The sequence below is a fragment of the Polaromonas sp. C04 genome (genome assembly GCF_002002705.1).
GTDB lineage: Bacteria > Pseudomonadota > Gammaproteobacteria > Burkholderiales > Burkholderiaceae_C > Rhodoferax_A.
Genome location: NZ_MUNS01000023.1, coordinates 177,937 through 195,027, shown reverse-complemented (window position 1 = coordinate 195,027; position 17,091 = coordinate 177,937). Strand labels below are relative to the sequence as shown.

Here is a 17,091-nt window from a genome sequence, read left to right as displayed (position 1 = left end):
TCAAAAAATGCAATGTACAGAGGTGTGTCGGGGCTGACAAGGCTCGGTGAAAGGGGCGGGCACGCAAGCTCGCGCTCAAGGCGCCACCAGTTGCGCAAAGCGCGCCAGATCCACGTTGCCGCCGCTGATGATCACGCCGACGCGCGCGCTCTTCAACGCCACGCCGCCGTGCTGCGCGCCCGCAAAACCCAGGCAGCCGGTGGGCTCGACCAGCATCTTCATGCGCTCGGCGAAGAAGCTCATGGCCTGCACCAGTTGCGCGTCGCTCGCGGTCAGGATGTCGTCCACGTCGCGCCGGATGATGGCAAAGGTGTACTGCCCCAGGAACTGCGTTTGCGCGCCGTCGGCGATGGTTTGGGGAGTGTCGATGTGCACGATCTCGCCGCGTTGGAACGACTGCTGGCCATCGTTGCCGGCTTGCGGCTCCACGCCGTAAACCTTGCAGCGCGGCGACAGGGCGCGCGCGGCCAGCGCCGAGCCCGACAACAGACCACCGCCGCCCAGGCACACGAACAGGTGGTCCAGTTCGCCCACCTCGTCGAACAATTCCTTGGCCGCGGTGCCCTGGCCCGCCAGCACATCGGGATGGTCATAAGGCGGGATCAGGGTCATGCCGCGCTCCTGGGCGAGCCGCTGGCTGATGGCCTGGCGGTCTTCGGTAAAGCGGTCGTAGGTGATGACCTCGGCGCCGTAGCCGCGCGTGGCCGCCAGCTTGGCGGCGGGCGCATCCTGCGGCATCACAATCGCGGCGGGCATGCCCAGGATGCGCGCCGACAGCGCGACGGCCTGCGCATGGTTGCCCGACGAGAAGGCCAGCACGCCGGTTTTGCGCTGCGCGGGTGTGAACTGCGACAGCGCGTTGAACGCGCCGCGGAATTTGAAGGCCCCCATGCGCTGGAAGTTCTCGCATTTGAAGAACAGCTGCGCGCCGAGCAGGGTGTCGGCCGTGCGCGAGCGCAGCACCGGGGTGCGGTGCGCGTGGCCCTCTAACCTGCGCGCCGCGGCGGCGACGTCGTCGTAGGTGGGGAGTTGCAATGGGGGCATGGTGATCGGTTCCATCAGCGTTTCTTGCTCCCGAAGATGCCGCCCAGCACGCCGCGGATGATTTCGCGCCCGACCGTAGAGCCCATGGTGCGCACGGCCGATTTGGCCATGGATTGGGCCAGGCCGTCGCGCTGGCCGCCGCGCGGGCCGGTGGAGCCGAACAGCACGTCGCTCAGCCCGCCCAGAATGCCGCCGGATGCGGGCTGCGCCGTCGTGCTGCCAGGCGGATGGGCGCTGGCAGGTGCGGACGCCGTGCGGGCCTGGAGTTTTTCGTAAGCCGACTCGCGGTCCACCACTTTTTCGTAGACCCCGGCGACCAGCGAGCCGGCGATCAGCGCCTGGCGCTGCGCCAGCGTGATCGGGCCGATCTGGCTGCCCGGCGCCAGCACATAGGCCCGTTCGGTCATGCTCGGGCGGCCCTTGGCGTCGAGCAGGCTCACCAGCGCCTCGCCCACCGCCAGTTCGGTGATGGCGGCTTCGATGTCCAGGCCGGGCTTTTGCCGCATGGTCTGCGCCGTGGCCTTCACGGCCTTCTGGTCGCGCGGCGTGAAGGCGCGCAGCGCGTGCTGCACGCGGTTGCCCAGTTGCGCCAGCACCGAATCGGGAATATCCAGCGGGTTCTGCGTGACGAAATACACGCCCACGCCCTTGGAGCGCACCAGCCGCACCACCAGCTCGATGCGCTCCACCAGCACCTTGGGCGCCTCGTTGAACAGCAGGTGCGCCTCGTCGAAGAAGAACACCAGCTTCGGTTGCTCGGGGTCGCCGATCTCGGGCAACTGCTCGAACAGCTCGGACAGCAGCCACAGCAGGAAGGTGGCATACAGGCGCGGCGCGTTCATCAGCTTGTCGGCCGCCAGGATGTTGATGACCCCCTTGCCATTGACCGTCTGCATGAAGTCCGCGATGTTGAGCATCGGCTCGCCGAAGAACTTCTCGCCGCCCTGGGACTCGATCTGCAGCAGTCCGCGCTGGATCGCGCCCACGCTGGCCGCGCTCACGTTGCCGTACTGGGTGGTGAACTGGCCGGCGTTGTCGCCGACGTATTGCAGCATGGCGCGCAGGTCCTTCAGGTCGAGCAGCAGCAGGCCGCTGTCGTCGGCGATCTTGAACACAAGGTTGAGCACGCCGGCCTGGGTGTCGTTCAGATCGAGCATGCGCCCGAGCAGCAGCGGCCCCATGTCGGAGATGGTGGCGCGCACGGGGTGGCCCTGCTCGCCGAACACGTCCCACAGCGTGGCGGGGCACGCCAGCGGCTCGGGCGCGGTGATGCCGCGCTCCTTCAGCACCTGCGCCAGCTTGCCGGCGATACTGCCGGCCTGGCTGATGCCGGTCAGGTCGCCCTTGACGTCGGCCATGAACACCGGCACGCCGATTTTCGAGAAGCCCTCGGCCATGGTCTGCAAGGTGACGGTCTTGCCCGTGCCCGTCGCGCCCGTGATCAGTCCATGGCGGTTTGCCAGGGCGGGCAGCAGCTCGCACAGGGTGGCGGCGTTTTTGGCAATCAGCAGCGGTTCGGCCATGGCGGGGGTTTCCTCGGGGCAGGCGGGTCGTTGAAAAGTAAAATCGGTGGTGTAGATTAAATCAATACCAAAGGATTCTCCGTGGCCGGACACAGTAAATGGGCGAATATCCAGCACCGCAAGGGCCGGCAGGACGAGAAGCGCGGCAAGATCTGGACCCGCATCATCCGCGAAATCACCGTCGCGGCCCGTGCCGGTGGCGGTGATCTCGGCGCCAACCCGCGTCTGCGGCTGGCGGTGGACAAGGCCAAGGCGGCCAACATGCCGGCGGATCGCATCAAATACAACATCGACAAGGCCACCGGCAACGCCGAGGGCGTGAGCTATGAAGAAGTCCGCTACGAGGGCTACGGCATCGGCGGCGCCGCCATCCTCGTCGACACCATGACCGACAACCGCGTGCGCACCGTGGCCGAGGTGCGCCATGCCTTCAGCAAATTTGGCGGCAACATGGGCACCGAAGGTTCGGTGGCGTTCCAGTTCAAGCACTGCGGCCAGTTGATTTTTGCGCCCGGCACCAGCGAGGACAAGGTGATGGAAGTCGCGCTCGAAGCTGGCGCCGAAGACGTGATTGCCGACGACGACGGCGCGATCGAGGTGCTGACGGCGTACACCGACTTTGAAGTCGTGAAGAACGCGCTGGAAGCGGCGGGCTTGAGGCCCGAGGTGGCCGGCGTCACCATGCGCGCCGAAAACACGGTCGATCTCAGCGGCGACGAGGCCGCGCGCATGCAGAAACTGCTCGATGTGCTGGAAGACCTGGACGATACCCAGGAGGTGTTCCACAACGCCAACATCGACGAGGCGGGCAGCGCATGAAGGTTCTTGTGATTGGCGGCGGTGGCCGTGAACATGCGCTGGCCTGGAAGCTCAGCGCATCGCCCAAGGTGCAGCAGGTCTTTGTGGCGCCCGGCAATGGCGGCACCGCGCTGGACCCCCGGTTTGAGTGTGTCGATATCACGGAAGTCAGCGCCCTGCGTGCCTGGGCTGCCATGAACAAGATAGCGCTCACGGTGGTGGGGCCGGAGGGGCCGCTGGCGGCGGGTGTGGTCGATGAGTTTCGCGCGCATGGCTTGCGGATCTTTGGACCGACCAGGGCCGCCGCGCAGCTGGAAAGCTCCAAGGCGTTTTCCAAGGCCTTCATGAAGCGCCACGGCATTCCGACCGCCGAGTACGAGACCTTCTCAAGCGCCGCCGCCGCGCACGCCTACGTGGACAGGAAGGGTGCGCCGATCGTAGTCAAGGCGGACGGCCTGGCGGCCGGCAAGGGGGTGGTGGTGGCCATGACCGCCGCCGAGGCGCACGCGGCGATCGACTTCATGCTGCTGGACGACACGCTGGGCGTCACGCACAACGCGGGCGCGGATGGCCAGGCCGTGCCGCGTGTGGTGATCGAGGAGTTCTTGCACGGCGAGGAGGCCAGTTTCATCGTGCTGTGCGACGGCAAGAACGTGGCGGCGCTGGCCACCTCGCAGGACCACAAGCGTCTGCTCGACGACGACCAGGGCCCCAACACCGGTGGCATGGGGGCCTATTCGCCGGCGCCGGTCGTGACGGCCGACGTGCACGCCCGCACCATGCGCGAGATCATCCTGCCGACCCTCAAGGGTATGGAAAAAGACGGCATCGCCTACACCGGCTTTTTGTACGCCGGGCTGATGATCGACGCCAGGGGCCGGCCCAAGACACTGGAATTCAACTGCCGCCTGGGTGACCCCGAGGCGCAGCCGATTTTGCTGCGGCTGAAATCGGATTTGTTCGAGGTCTTGTGGGCCGCCACCGAGCCCGGCCTGCACGGCCGCCTCGACCAGGTCGATCTGCAGTGGGACCGCCGTACCGCGCTCGGCGTGGTGCTGGCGGCGCACGGCTATCCGGTGAGCCCGCGCAAGGGCGACGTGATCACCGGGTTGCCGCCAGAGGCCAGCGACGCCGTGGTGTTTCACGCCGGCACGGCGCTGGAGGACGGCGTGCTGCGCACCTCGGGCGGGCGCGTGCTGTGCGTGACGGCGCTGGCCGACAACGTCAAGCTGGCGCAGCAGCGTGCCTACGAAGTCACGCGCAGCATCGCGTTCGACGGCATGCAATACCGGCGCGACATCGGCCATCGGGCGGTCAAATGATGACGTCCGGCGGTGATACCGTGCGCGCGGCGCGAACCTATCTGCTGGAGTTGCAGCAAAGCATCACGTCGACCATCGCTGCGCTGGATGGCACGGCCTTTTTGACCGATGTCTGGAAAAAACCCCCCGGCGAGCCGTTGCAGGGCTCGGGCGTGACGCAGATATTGGAGAACGGCCCGGTTTTCGAGCGCGCGGGCTGCGGCTTCTCGCATGTCACGGGCCCGCGGCTGCCGCCCTCGGCCACGCAGCACCGGCCCGAACTGGCCGGCGCACCGTTCGAGGCGATGGGCGTCTCGCTGGTGTTCCATCCGCGCAATCCCTATGTGCCGACAGTGCACATGAACGTGCGCATGCTGGCCGCCACCGCGGCGGGCCAGGCGCCCGTATGCTGGTTCGGCGGCGGCATGGACTTGACGCCGTTCTATGGCTTCGAGGAAGACGCGGTGCATTTCCACCGCACCTGCAAGGCGGCGCTGCAGCCGTTTGGTGACGACAAGTACCCGCGCTTCAAGCAATGGTGCGACGAGTATTTTTTCCTGAAGCACCGGGGCGAGGCGCGCGGTGTCGGCGGCGTGTTTTTCGACGACTTTGCCGAGCTCGGTTTCGAGCGCAGCCTGGCCATGATGCAGTCGGTCGGCTCGGCGTTTCTCGGCGCCTATCTGCCCATCGTGGAGCGCCGCAAGGACACGGCGTATGGCGAGCGCGAGCGCAGCTTCCAGTTGTACCGGCGCGGGCGTTATGTCGAGTTCAACCTGGTGTGGGACCGCGGCACGCACTTCGGGCTGCAATCGGGCGGGCGCACCGAATCCATCTTGCTGTCCATGCCGCCGCTGGCGAGCTGGTCCTACCAGCACCAGACCGAGCCCGGCTCGCCCGAAGAAGCGCTGTACACCCGGTTCCTGCCGCGACGGGAGTGGGTTTGACTGCCGGCCCGCGGCGTGTCGGCATGTTCGGCGGCGCGTTCGACCCGCCCCACAATGCCCACGTCGCGCTGGTCCAGGCCGCCATGGCGCAATTGCAGCTCGATGAGCTGCGGATCTTTCCCACCGGCCACGCCTGGCACAAGCCGCGGGTGCTGACGCCCGCGCAGCACCGGCTGGCGATGGCGCGGCTGGCGTTTGCCGGACTGCCCGGCGTGGTGGTGGACGAGCGGGAAATGCTGCGTGCCGGCCCGACCTACACGATCGACACCCTGCACGAACTGGCGCGGGAGCAGCCCGGCGCGCAGCTGTATCTGGTCATGGGCGCCGACCAGGCGCGTGCCCTGCCGAGCTGGCACCGGTGGCAGGATCTTTTGCAGATCGCTACTATTTCAATAGCTGAACGCCAACAGCCAGAAAGGGCTGGCGCCGGATTTGATGCCAAAAATTATCCGCAGGGGCGGTTTGCGCCGCTGCAACTGCCCCTCATGCCGGTCAGCGCCACCCAGGTTCGCGCGCTGGCCGCCAAGCCTCACAATACGGCTCAGGGGATCGCCCAACTGGTTCCCGGCCCCGTTGCACGCTATATTGAACAACATCACCTCTACCTTGCCCCTTGATGACCACCGAAACCAACGCCAAAAAAGACACCCAGAAACTCCAGCGCGCCATCGTCGATGGGCTGGAGGACGTAAAGGCACAGGACCTGCAGGTGTTCAACACCGAGCATCTGTCCGCGCTGTTTGAGAGGGTCATCATCGCATCGGGCAGTTCCAACCGTCAGACCAAGGCGCTGGCCAGCAGCGTGCGCGATGCCGTGCGCGACGCCGGTTTTCCCAAGCCGCGCATGGAGGGCGAAGCCAACGGCGAGTGGATCATCGTGGACTGTGGCCGCGCGGTGGTGCATATCATGCAGCCCACCATCCGGACCTACTACAACCTGGAAGAAATCTGGGGCGGCACGCCGGTGCGCCTGAAGTTTGGCGCGGCCCGGCCCGAAGTGGCGCCGGCCGCCAAACCGGCAGCCAGGCCGGCGGCAAAAGCTGGCGCGAGGAAGCCCGCCGCGAAAAAGACCGAGTCAAAAGTGGCACCAGCCCCCGCCAAATCTGCAAAGCAGGCTACAAAAATAGTAGTGAAGGCGGAAACATCACCTTCACTGCGCCGCTCGTCCGCCGTCAAAACGGCGGCCCGCGCGGCCAAAACCGCGGCTAAAACGCCGGCCGGAGCGCCGGTCAAGACCGCGCCGCGATCGCGCGCCAAACCTGCTGCCCCAAAAGCGCCGGCCCGCAAGGCCTGACGGCGTCCCGGCTCGCGTGTCATGAAGCTGGTGATCGTGGCCGTCGGCCAGCGCCTGCCCGAGTGGGCGCAGACAGCCTGCGACGACTACGCCAAACGCTTTCCGCCGGACTGCAGAATCGAGGTCAAAACGGTCAAGACCGAGCCGCGCGGCTCCAGGACGCTGGACACGCTGTATGCGGCCGAGCGCGAGCGCATCCAGGCGGCCATCCAGTCCAGCTGCGGCAAAGGCGCTCGCGTGGTGGCGCTGGATGAGCGCGGCAGCACGGTCACGACCGCGGCGCTGGCGGGCAAGCTCAAGCAATGGCAGCTGGAAGGCGTCGACGTCGCGCTGGTGATTGGCGGACCCGACGGACTGGACCCGGCATTCAAGCAAAGCGCCCAAGAGCGCATCCGTTTGTCGGACCTGACGCTGCCTCATGCCTTCGCGCGCGTGCTGCTGCTGGAGCAGCTCTACCGCGCCTGGTCCATCAACGCCGGGCATCCGTACCACCGTGAGTGAATTCATTTACCTGGCCTCGCAGAGCCCGCGCCGGCGCCAGTTGCTGGAGCAGATGGGCGTGCGCTTCGAGCTGCTGCTGCCCGATGCCGGCGAGGACGCCGAAGCCATCGAGGCCGTGCTGCCAGGCGAGGCGCCGGCCACTTACGTCAAGCGCGTGACCGGTCTCAAGCTCGACGCCGCCGTGGCGCGGCTCAAACGCCGCGGCCTGCCGCCCGCGCCCATCCTGTGCTGCGACACCACCGTGGCGCTCGGGCGCACCATCTACGGCAAGCCGGTGGACGGCCCCGACGCCCGGCGCATGCTGCGTGAGCTCTCCGGCACCACACACCGCGTGTTGACCGCCATCGCGGCGCAGCAGGGCCGCCAACGGCTGGCCGCGTTGAGCGATTCGCGCGTGACGTTTGCCGCGCTCACGCCGGCGCAGATCAGGCGCTATGTCGCCTCGGGCGAGCCGCTCGGCAAGGCCGGGGCGTACGCGGTGCAGGGCAGGGCGGCAACGTTCATCACGCACATCAGCGGCAGTTATTCTGGCATCATGGGATTGCCGATGTTCGAGACGGCGCAACTCCTCCAAGCCCTCGGCCTCCAATTTTGATTCACCGCTGGTGAAGCCTGCTGCATGCAACAAGACATTCTGATCAACTGGTCGCCCCAGGAAACGCGCGTGGCCGTGGTGGAAAGCGGTGCTGTGCAGGAGCTGCACGTGGAGCGCACGCTTGAGCGCGGGCTGGTCAGCAACGTCTATCTGGGCAAGGTGGTGCGCGTGCTGCCGGGCATGCAGTCGGCCTTCATCGACATCGGCCTGGAGCGCGCCGCTTTCCTGCACGTGGCCGATGTCTGGCATCGCCAGGAGGGCGGGGAGCCGCCGCTGATCGCGCGCAACACCCAGCCGCAGGTGCCGATTGAAAAGCAGGTATTTGAAGGCCAGGCCCTGATGGTGCAGGTCATCAAGGATCCGCTCGGCAGCAAGGGCGCGCGGCTGTCCACGCAAATCAGCATCGCGGGCCGGCTGCTGGTGTTCCTGCCGCAGGACGACCATGTGGGCGTCTCGCAGAAGATTCCCGCGGCGCAGCGCGACGCCTTGCGCGCGCGGCTGCAGGCCCTGGCGGGGGAGCCCGGCGGCGGCTTCATCCTGCGCACCAACGGCGAAGACGCCACCGACGCCGAACTGGCGGAAGACATTGCCTACCTGCGCAAAACCTGGGCGCGCATCAAGGAGGCGTCGATGCGGCTGCCGCCCAAGTCCCTGCTGCACCAGGATTTGAACCTGCTGCAGCGCGTGCTGCGCGATCTGGTGAGCGCCGAGACGCAGACCATCCGGCTCGATTCGATCGAGCAGTTCAGCATGCTGCAGGCTTTCGGCCGCGAATTCATGCCGGCCGCCGCCGAGAAGCTGCAACTCTACAAGGGTGAGCGCCCGATTTTCGATCTGTTCTCGATCGACGAGGAAATCGCCAAGGCGCTGGGGCGCCGCGTCGATCTGAAGTCGGGCGGCTACCTGATCGTGGACCAGACCGAGGCGCTCACCACGGTGGACGTCAACACCGGCGGCTTCGTCGGCGCCCGAAACTTCGACGACACGATTTTCAAGACCAACCTGGAAGCCACCTGGGCCATCGCGCGCCAGCTGCGCCTGCGCAATCTGGGCGGCATCATCATCGTGGACTTCATCGACATGGTGCGCGAGGAGCACCGCGAGGCCGTGCTGGCCGAGCTGCGCAAGCAACTCGCGCGCGACCGCGTCAAGACCATGGCCGGCGGTTTTTCACAGCTCGGCCTGGTGGAGATGACGCGCAAGCGCACGCGCGAATCCCTGGCCCACATGCTGTGCGAGCCGTGCGAAGCCTGCGGCGGCAAGGGCAGCGTGAAGACCGCACGCAGCGTGACCTACGACATCCTGCGCGAGATCCTGCGCGAGGCGCGCCAGTTCAACCCGCGCGAATTCCGCGTGGTGGCGGCGCCCAAGGTGATCGAGCTGTTTCTGGACGAGGAAAGCCAGCATCTGGCGGGACTGTCCGACTTTATCGGCAAGCCGATTTCGCTGCAAAGCGAAAGCGCCATGGGGCAGGAGCAGTACGACATCGTGCTGCTGTAGGGCATGGCGCGCGCCGGCCGGCCGGCAGCGCAGCCTCAAGCGACCATTTTCGCTGTGTGAGGCTCGTCGAAGCCCATGCGGTGCAGGCGCGCATACAGGCCGCGCTGCGCGACCAGTTCGGCGTGCGTTCCCTGTTCCACCACCTGGCCCGCCGCCATCACGGCGATGCGGTCCGCGTGCTCGATGGTGCTCAGGCGGTGCGCGATGATCAGGGTCGTGCGCCCCGTCATGAGCCGCTGCAAGGCCTCCTGCACCAGCCGCTCCGACTCGGTGTCCAGTGCCGAGGTTGCTTCATCGAGGATCAGGATCGGTGCGTCCTTGTACAGGGCCCGGGCAATGGCCAGGCGCTGGCGCTGCCCGCCGGAGAGCTGGGTCGCGTTGTGCCCCACCAGCGTATCGATGCCGGCCGGCAGCGTGGCGATGTGACTCGCGAGGTTGGCCGCCTCCAGGCAATGCATGACCCGTTCGCGGTCCACTGCCTGGCCGAGCGCCACGTTGGCCGCCAGGGTGTCATTGAGCATGGTCACGTCCTGGCTGACCATCGCGATCTGGCGGCGCAGCGCCGACAGCTGCCAAGTGGCGATGTCGTGGCCGTCGAGCAGCACGCGGCCGCCCTGGGGCAATACAAAGCGCGGCAGCAGGTTGATCAGCGTGGTCTTGCCCGCGCCCGAGGGTCCCACCAGCGCCACGATTTCGCCGGGGGCAATGCTCAGTGTCACGTTGTTCAGGGCCGGCTCTGCCTCGTCGTTGTACTTGACGCTGACCGCATCGAAGGTGATTTGGCCCAAGGCGCTCTTGGCCTGATAGCTGCCGTCGGCCTCGGACGGTGTCTGCTCGATCAGATCGAGCCCGCGCTCGAGCGCCGCGAGCCCGCGGGTGATCGGGTTGGCCACTTCGGAGAGGTGCTTGATCGGCGCCACCAGCATCAGCATGGCCGAGACGAATGCCACAAAGCTGCCCACGCTGATGCCGCTGGTGTTGTTTTGCCACAGTGCGATGGTGATCACCGCCGACAGGGCCGCCGCCGCCAGCATCTGGGTCAGCGGCGTCATGGCTGCCTGCGCGGCGACCGACTTCATGGCGAGCCGGCGGATCACCTGGCTCAGCGTATCGAAGCGGCCGGCCTGGGAGGCCTGCGCGTCATGCAGCCGCACCATGCGGTGCGCCAGCACGTTTTCTTCCACCACATAGGCCAGGGAGTCGGTGGCGTTCTGGCTCGCCTTGGTGATGCGGTACAGGCGGCGCGAGAGCGTTTGCATCACGAACGCGACCGCGGGAAACAGCACACCGACGATCAGGGTCAGCTTCCAGTTGAGGTACAGCAGGTAGCCCAGCAGGGCCAGCAGCGTCATGGAATCGCGCGCCAGCCCCGAGAGCGAATTGACCAGCATGGTGGCGCCCGTTTGCACCTCGTAGACCACGGTGTTGGACAGTGCACTGGCCGACTGGCGCGTAAACAGCGACATGTCGGCATCCAACAGACGTGCGAACAAACTCCGGCGCAGCAACAGCATGCCGTCGTTGGTCACCTTGGCCAGCGCCAGCTGTGCCAGGTAGCCGCTGAAGCCGCGCACCGCGAACAGCAGCAGCAGCGCGGCCGGCACCAGCCACAGCGGCAAGGCGCCGCGCTGGAAGCCCCGGTCCAGCAAGGGCTTGAGCAGCGCCGGAATCAGGGGTTCGGTGGATGCTCCGACGATGGTCGCCACCACTGCCGCGAACCAGGCCAGGCGGGCCTGTCCGAAATACGGCAGCAGGCGCTTCAGGCCTCGCAAAGGCGGGGATGAGGGTGCCGGCACGGTGGCGTCCGCCGTCACGCCACTGCCACCGGGGCTTGCGGGTGCTGCTCAAGGTTCAATTTGAAGGCTCGAAACAAAAGATCACTCCGGTTAACAAGGATGCGAGACAGTGCCATTGTCGCAATGGGCATAATGACGGCTGGCCTGATGATTATCAGACACCGCAGTTTGTGAGTTTTACCAGACAAGATGAATCGAAAAACAATCGAATCGCGCCGGCTCCTGCTGGCCGGCTTGTTGGCTGTTCCCCTCGCACCCGCCTTCGCACAATTCCGGGTTGAAGTCTCAGGCGTAGGCCTGACCCAACTGCCCATTGCGGTCGCGCCGTTTCGTGGCGAAGACCAGTCCCCCCAAAAAATTGGCGCCATCGTGCGCGCCGACCTGGAGCGCAGCGGCCAGTTCCGCGGTGTCGACGCTGCCGGCGTCGCGCTGGACGAAACCTCGCGCCCCGATGTTTCGGTGTGGCGGCAAAAAGGCGCCGATTCGCTGGCCGCGGGCAGCGTCACCAGGCTGGCCGATGGCCGCTTCGATGTGCGGTTCCGCCTGTGGGACGTGGTGCGCGGGCAGGACCTGGGCGGCCAAAGTTACGCCGTGGTCGCGGGTGATCTGCGCCTGGCGGCACACCGGATCGCCGATTTCATTTACGAAAAGCTCACCGGCGACAAGGGCATTTTTTCCACCCGCATCGCCTACGTGACCAAAAACGGGTCGCGCTACACCCTGTGGGTGGCCGATGCCGACGGCGAGAATGCGCAGGCGGCGCTGGCCAGCCCCGAGCCCATCATTTCGCCAGCCTGGTCGCCCAATGGCGGCCAACTTGCGTATGTGTCGTTCGAGTCGCGCAAGCCGGTGGTGTATGTGCACGACGTTGCCAGCGGCAAGCGCCGCCTGATTGCGAACTTCCGCGGCTCCAACAGCGCCCCGGCCTGGGCCCCCGACGGGCGCTCGCTGGCCGTCACACTGAGCCGGGACGGCGGCTCGCAGCTCTACACCATCGGGGCCAATGGCGGCGAGCCGCGCCGGCTCAACCAGAACGCCAGCATCGATACCGAACCCGCGTATTCACCCGACGGCAAGAGCATTTACTTTGTCAGCGACCGGGGCGGCGCGCCGCAGATCTACCGCATGGCGAACACCGGGGGCAGCGCGACGCGCGTGACCTTCGCGGGCAACTACAACGTGTCTCCCGCCCTCAGCCCGGATGGACGCTGGCTGGCCTACATATCGCGAATCAATGGCGCGTTCAAGCTGCAAGTCATGGAACTTACAAGTGGAAACGTGAACTCAATCACTGACACGTCCGCCGATGAACACCCGAGTTTTGCGCCCAACAGCCGCCTGATCGTCTACGCTACGCAGCAGCAAGGCCGCGAAGCGCTGATGACCACGACACTGGACGGCAAGATCAAGGCGCGGCTGGCCGGTCAGGGCGGCGACATCCGGGAGCCGAGCTGGGGCCCGTTCCAGAAACAATGAATTTTTACTTCAGGAGTTTGACTATGAAACGTATCTTGTTGGCATTTGCGGTGGTTGCACTCATGGCGGGTTGCAGCTCGGGCGTCAATCTGAACAAGGCGCCGGTAGACGACAAATCCGGCAGCCTGGTGACGCCGGGCGCTGACAGCGGCAACGCGGCCAAGAGCAATGTGGCGCCGGTCGATCTGAGCAATTCGGCACAGAACGCTGCGGGCCCGGCCGGGGTGGACCACTCCGTGTACTTTGACTTCGACAAGTACATCGTCAAGCCCGAGTACCAGAGCCTCATTGAAGCCCATGCCCGGTTCCTGAAGGCCGACCCGAAGCGCCACTCGGTGATTGAGGGCAACACCGATGACCGCGGCAGCAGCGAGTACAACCTGGCGCTGGGCCAGAAGCGGGCCGAGGCCGTGCGCCGCGCTCTGGATCTGCTGGGCGTGAACGACAACCAGGTCGAAGCGGTCAGTTTCGGCAAGGAAAAGCCGCTCGCGCTGGGTGATGATGAGGCCTCGCGCGCCAAAAACCGTCGCGCCGACATTACCTACCGATGAGATCTGTGGCGACCCTGAAGCTGCTGCGCGGCCTCGTCCTTGCGACGTCGGCCTGCGCGGCCTTGACCGCCGCGCACGCCGGCCTGTTTGAAGACGACGAAGCACGCCGGGCCATTCTGGAGTTGCGCCAGCGCGTCGATGCCAGCCGCCAGGCGGCCGACGCGGCCCAGGCCAAGCAGTCGGACGACAACGCCCAGCTGCGCCGCAGTCTGCTCGACCTGCAAAGCCAGATCGAGGCCATGCGCGCCGACATGGCCAACCTGCGCGGGCAGGACGAGCAGCTGGCGCGCGATGTGGCGGACCTTCAGCGCAAGCAAAAAGACATCGTGCAGAACGTGGATGCGCAGCAGGCCGCGAGCCAGCCGGCGCAGGTCACGGTCGATGGCAAGACTTTCTCGGCCACCCCCGCAGAAAAAACCGACTTCGAAGCGGCGCTGGGCACCTTCCGCCAGGGTGATTTCGCGGGCGCGCAAACCGCATTCGCCGGCTTCGTCAAGCGCTACCCGCAAAGCGGCTACAACCCGTCCGCGCTATTCTGGCTCGGCAATGCCCAGTACGCCACGCGCGACTACAAGGGCGCCATCACCAACTTCCGCGCGCTGGTGGCACAGAGCCCCGATCATGCGCGCGCACCCGAGTCCATCCTGTCCATTGCCAATTGCCAGATTGAGCTGGGCGACACGAAATCCGCGCGCAAGACACTGGGCGACCTGATGAAGGCCTATCCGCAATCGGAAGCGGCCCAGGCCGCCAAGGAACGGCTGGCCAAGCTGAAATAAGCGTGGCCGGCGAGGAGGTTGGGTGACCGGTCCTGCGTCACCGCTCCTTTAAAATTGGGCGATGCAAATTTCTGACATCCAGGCGCTCACCACGCAAGTGCTGTGGGCCGCCTTTCTCCTCTCGGTCATCTTCGGGGCTATTGCCCAGCGCACGCATTTTTGCACCATGGGTGCGGTCAGCGACGTCGTCAACATGGGCGACTGGACGCGCATGCGCCAGTGGGGCATGGCCATAGGCGTGGCCATGATCGGTTTTGCCGTGCTGGTGTACAGCGGGCAAATCGACCCAAGCAAAACCCTGTATGCCTCGAATCGCTGGATCTGGCTGTCGGCCACCGTGGGCGGTGCGCTGTTTGGCTTCGGCATGGTGCTGACCTCGGGCTGCGGCAGCAAGACCCTGATTCGCATCGGCGGCGGGAGCCTGAAGTCGCTCATGGTTTTTATCGTGATGGGGATCGCCGCCTTTGCCACCCTCAAGGGCATCACGGCCGTGGCGCGGGTTGACACCGTGGATCAGGTTGCTATTGATTTTGCAGCTGGTACCGCACTACCCAATTGGGCTGCAGCCGCTTTTGGCATCAAAGCCGCGCTGGCCGGGCTGATTCTGGCCGTGCTGCTGGGCGGCGCCCTGATCGTGTGGGCGCTGGCGGGGCCGGACTTTCGCCGTCCCGACAATCTGCTGGCGGGACTGGGCATTGGCGCGGTGATTGTTGCCATGTGGTGGGTCAGCGGCCATCTCGGCTACGTGGCCGAGCACCCCGACACGCTGCAGGAGACTTTTCTGGCCACCAACTCGGGCCGGGCCGAAGCCATGAGTTTTGTTTCGCCCGCGGCCTACACGCTCGACTGGCTCATGTTTTTCAGTGACAAGAGCAAGGTCCTCACGCTCGGCATCGTCTCGGTGTTCGGCGTGGTGGTCGGCTCGGCAGCCTGCGCCATCGCCATGCGCAACTTTCGCTGGGAAGGCTTTGGCAGCACCGAAGACGTGGCCAACCACATGTCGGGCGCCGTTTTGATGGGCGTGGGCGGCGTTACCGCCCTGGGCTGCACCATAGGCCAGGGCCTGAGCGGCATCTCCACGCTGAGTGCGACCAGCTTTGTCGCCGTCGCGGCCATCCTGGCCGGTGCCGTGGCAGCACTCAAGTACCAGATATGGCGCATGGAGCGCACGGCTTGAACCAAAACAATCCGCTGCCCGTCAGCTTGCCGGGCGACATTGCCGTTGACGCAGAGCGCCGCTTTGGCGGGCTGGCGCGCCTGTACGGCGTGGCCGGAGCCGCGCGGATTCGCGCCGCCCATGTGGCCGTCGTCGGCATCGGCGGCGTGGGCTCCTGGGCCGCCGAGGCGCTGGCGCGCAGCGGGTTGGCGCGCTTGACGCTGATCGACCTGGACCACGTGTCCGAATCCAACATCAACCGCCAGATTCAGGCGCTGGACGCCACGCTCGGCCAGGCCAAGGTGCTGGCCATGCGCGAGCGCATCGGCCAGATCAACCCCGCGTGCGTCGTCACCGGCATCGAGGAATTCGTCGAGGCGGCCAACTGGCCGCAACTGCTGCCCGCGGGGGTGGATGCCGTGATCGACGCCTGTGACCAGGTCCAGGCCAAAACCGCCATGGCCGCCTGGGCGCGCGCGAGCGGCGCCATGTTCATCTGCGCCGGTGCGGCCGGCGGCAAGCGCCATGCGCACAAGGTCGACATCGACGATCTGGCCCACACCACGCACGACCCGCTGCTGGCCCAACTGCGCTACCGCCTGCGCAAGGAGCACGGCGCGCCGCGCGAGGGCAAGAAAATCGGCATCGCCTGCGTCTTCAGCCGCGAAGCCGTCATGCCGCCCGATGCCAGTTGCGCCGTGGAAGGGGACGGCTCCCTCAACTGCCACGGCTATGGCTCGGTAGTCAGCGTCACTGCCACCTTCGGGCAATGCGCGGCGGGCTGGATTCTCGATCAGTTGGCGGTGCGGCACTGAAAAAAGCAGGCGCCAATCACGTTATAATTTATGGCTTTGCTGAAAAGCAAAGATCAGGCGAAAGCCTTGAGGGACCTTAGCTCAGTTGGTAGAGCAGCGGACTTTTAATCCGTTTGTCGTGGGTTCGACCCCCGCAGGTCCCACCAAGCTACACATAGAAAGCCAGCTATCGAAACGATAGCTGGCTTTTTTGCTTCTCAAGGGCGGGGGTGTTCGCGCGCCTGCAGACCCCGTCTTTTTTGCTCCGGGAAGTCCGCGCCAAGGCTTCGCGGTATTGCAGGTGTGGGCGCCGCCCTTGCAGCCTGGGCTGCGTCGAACCGGGACTTGGGCGGAAAATCGCCTGCGCTGTCTGGAGAACGAGCTTGAGAAAAACTGGCAAATCGGGTCCTGATCCTGATCGGACGGAGGCGCTGGCCCTGTACCGCCAGCGTGCCGCCCGGTACGACCTGGAAATGGCACTCTTCGAGCCGATCCGGCGCATGGCGATCTCGCGCCTTGCGCTCAGGCACGGTGACGTCGTGCTGGACGTGGGATGCGGCACCGGGCTCAGCCTGGCCTTGCTGCGGCAGGGGGTCGGCGCCAAAGGTCGGGTCATCGGCATCGACCAGAGCCCCGAGATGATAGCGAAGGCTAAAGCGCGGGTCATGCAGAACCACTGGAGAAATGTGGTTTTGCTGTGCTCGCCGGTCGAGACGGCCAAGATACCGCGACCGGCAGATGCCGCCCTGTTCCATTTCACGCACGACCTCCTGCGCCGGTCCGATGCGCTCGCCAATGTGCTCCATCATTTGAAGCCGGGCGCGCGAGTGGTCGCCAGCGGGCTCAAGTGGAGCTGGGCTATCCCCGCAAACCTGTTCGTGTGGTCCGCAGCGCTGCACTCCGTCACGACGCTGGAGGGGCTCGATAAACCCTGGAGCCGGCTGGCCGCGCGCATCGGGCCCCTGAATGTGGAAACACTGCTGCTGGATACCGTCTACATCGCCAGCGGACAACTCGCAGATCAGGCTTGACCCAATGT

17 protein-coding genes and 1 tRNA gene are annotated in these 17,091 nt (G+C 66.0%); 15 read left to right on the top strand and 3 right to left on the bottom strand.

The annotated features are described in order from the left end of the window. Positions 1–75: 75 nt before the first annotated feature. Entirely contained in the window at positions 76–1,059 is a 984-nt protein-coding gene (locus tag B0E49_RS05925; protein WP_502688698.1) for a threo-3-hydroxy-L-aspartate ammonia-lyase, read from the bottom strand. Then, positions 1,059–2,567, bottom strand: a complete 1,509-nt coding sequence (locus B0E49_RS05920) for a helicase HerA-like domain-containing protein (RefSeq protein WP_077561158.1) — start codon at positions 2,565–2,567, stop codon at positions 1,059–1,061. Before B0E49_RS05920 ends, B0E49_RS05925 begins: the two co-directional genes overlap by 1 nt. Positions 2,568–2,648: 81 nt before the next feature. Between B0E49_RS05920 and B0E49_RS05915 the strand changes: the two genes are divergently transcribed. The 8 genes from B0E49_RS05915 to rng are packed head-to-tail and all read left to right on the top strand — an operon-like array spanning position 2,649 to position 9,500. After that, complete coding sequence (locus B0E49_RS05915; RefSeq protein ID WP_077561157.1) at positions 2,649–3,386, top strand: YebC/PmpR family DNA-binding transcriptional regulator; 738 nt, start codon at positions 2,649–2,651, stop codon at positions 3,384–3,386. Beyond that, entirely contained in the window at positions 3,383–4,687 is a 1,305-nt protein-coding gene (gene purD / locus B0E49_RS05910) for a phosphoribosylamine--glycine ligase (protein ID WP_077561156.1), read from the top strand. Before B0E49_RS05915 ends, purD begins: the two co-directional genes overlap by 4 nt. Continuing rightward, the gene (gene hemF, locus B0E49_RS05905; RefSeq protein ID WP_144264458.1) at positions 4,684–5,610 is read left to right on the top strand and encodes an oxygen-dependent coproporphyrinogen oxidase; all 927 of its coding nucleotides are present in this window, start codon (positions 4,684–4,686) and stop codon (positions 5,608–5,610) included. Before purD ends, hemF begins: the two co-directional genes overlap by 4 nt. A gap of 23 nt (positions 5,611–5,633) precedes the next feature. Next, a complete protein-coding gene (gene nadD, locus B0E49_RS05900; RefSeq protein ID WP_077561154.1) occupies positions 5,634–6,227 on the top strand; it encodes a nicotinate (nicotinamide) nucleotide adenylyltransferase in 594 nt (197 codons plus the stop codon). Continuing rightward, on the top strand, positions 6,227–6,904 hold the full coding sequence (rsfS, locus tag B0E49_RS05895; protein ID WP_077561152.1) for a ribosome silencing factor: 678 nt from the start codon (positions 6,227–6,229) through the stop codon (positions 6,902–6,904). The genes nadD and rsfS overlap by 1 nt, the downstream gene beginning before the upstream one ends. Positions 6,905–6,925: 21 nt before the next feature. Beyond that, positions 6,926–7,405: a 23S rRNA (pseudouridine(1915)-N(3))-methyltransferase RlmH gene (gene rlmH / locus B0E49_RS05890; protein WP_077561150.1), complete on the top strand. Its 480-nt coding sequence runs from the start codon at positions 6,926–6,928 to the stop codon at positions 7,403–7,405. Continuing rightward, the gene (locus B0E49_RS05885; protein ID WP_077561148.1) at positions 7,398–8,000 is read left to right on the top strand and encodes a Maf family protein; all 603 of its coding nucleotides are present in this window, start codon (positions 7,398–7,400) and stop codon (positions 7,998–8,000) included. Before rlmH ends, B0E49_RS05885 begins: the two co-directional genes overlap by 8 nt. A gap of 24 nt (positions 8,001–8,024) precedes the next feature. Further along, positions 8,025–9,500, top strand: coding sequence for a ribonuclease G (gene rng / locus B0E49_RS05880; RefSeq protein WP_077561146.1), 1,476 nt, complete (start codon positions 8,025–8,027; stop codon positions 9,498–9,500). Positions 9,501–9,535: 35 nt separating this feature from the next. On the opposite strand, the gene msbA is transcribed toward rng, so the two are convergent. Continuing rightward, positions 9,536–11,314 carry a lipid A export permease/ATP-binding protein MsbA gene (msbA, locus tag B0E49_RS05875; protein WP_077561144.1) on the bottom strand — a complete coding sequence of 593 codons (1,779 nt, stop codon included), beginning with the start codon at positions 11,312–11,314 and terminating at the stop codon, positions 9,536–9,538. Between the two features lie 171 nt (positions 11,315–11,485). Here msbA and tolB point away from each other — a divergent pair, with 171 nt between their 5' ends. The 7 genes from tolB to B0E49_RS05840 all read left to right on the top strand — a co-directional run bounded on the left by tolB (position 11,486) and on the right by B0E49_RS05840 (position 17,083). Next, positions 11,486–12,772: a Tol-Pal system beta propeller repeat protein TolB gene (gene tolB / locus B0E49_RS05870; RefSeq protein ID WP_077561142.1), complete on the top strand. Its 1,287-nt coding sequence runs from the start codon at positions 11,486–11,488 to the stop codon at positions 12,770–12,772. A 23-nt stretch (positions 12,773–12,795) separates the two neighbouring features. Beyond that, complete coding sequence (pal, locus tag B0E49_RS05865; RefSeq protein WP_286137826.1) at positions 12,796–13,323, top strand: peptidoglycan-associated lipoprotein Pal; 528 nt, start codon at positions 12,796–12,798, stop codon at positions 13,321–13,323. Next, the gene (gene ybgF / locus B0E49_RS05860; RefSeq protein WP_077561138.1) at positions 13,320–14,102 is read left to right on the top strand and encodes a tol-pal system protein YbgF; all 783 of its coding nucleotides are present in this window, start codon (positions 13,320–13,322) and stop codon (positions 14,100–14,102) included. Before pal ends, ybgF begins: the two co-directional genes overlap by 4 nt. A gap of 61 nt (positions 14,103–14,163) precedes the next feature. Continuing rightward, the gene (locus B0E49_RS05855) at positions 14,164–15,279 is read left to right on the top strand and encodes a YeeE/YedE family protein (RefSeq protein WP_077561136.1); all 1,116 of its coding nucleotides are present in this window, start codon (positions 14,164–14,166) and stop codon (positions 15,277–15,279) included. Next, positions 15,255–16,073: a tRNA threonylcarbamoyladenosine dehydratase gene (locus tag B0E49_RS05850; protein ID WP_077561135.1), complete on the top strand. Its 819-nt coding sequence runs from the start codon at positions 15,255–15,257 to the stop codon at positions 16,071–16,073. The genes B0E49_RS05855 and B0E49_RS05850 overlap by 25 nt, the downstream gene beginning before the upstream one ends. Before the next feature lie 70 nt (positions 16,074–16,143). Next, positions 16,144–16,219, top strand: a tRNA-Lys gene (locus tag B0E49_RS05845). A gap of 216 nt (positions 16,220–16,435) precedes the next feature. After that, a complete protein-coding gene (locus tag B0E49_RS05840) occupies positions 16,436–17,083 on the top strand; it encodes a class I SAM-dependent DNA methyltransferase (RefSeq protein ID WP_144264457.1) in 648 nt (215 codons plus the stop codon). Positions 17,084–17,091: the final 8 nt, after the last annotated feature.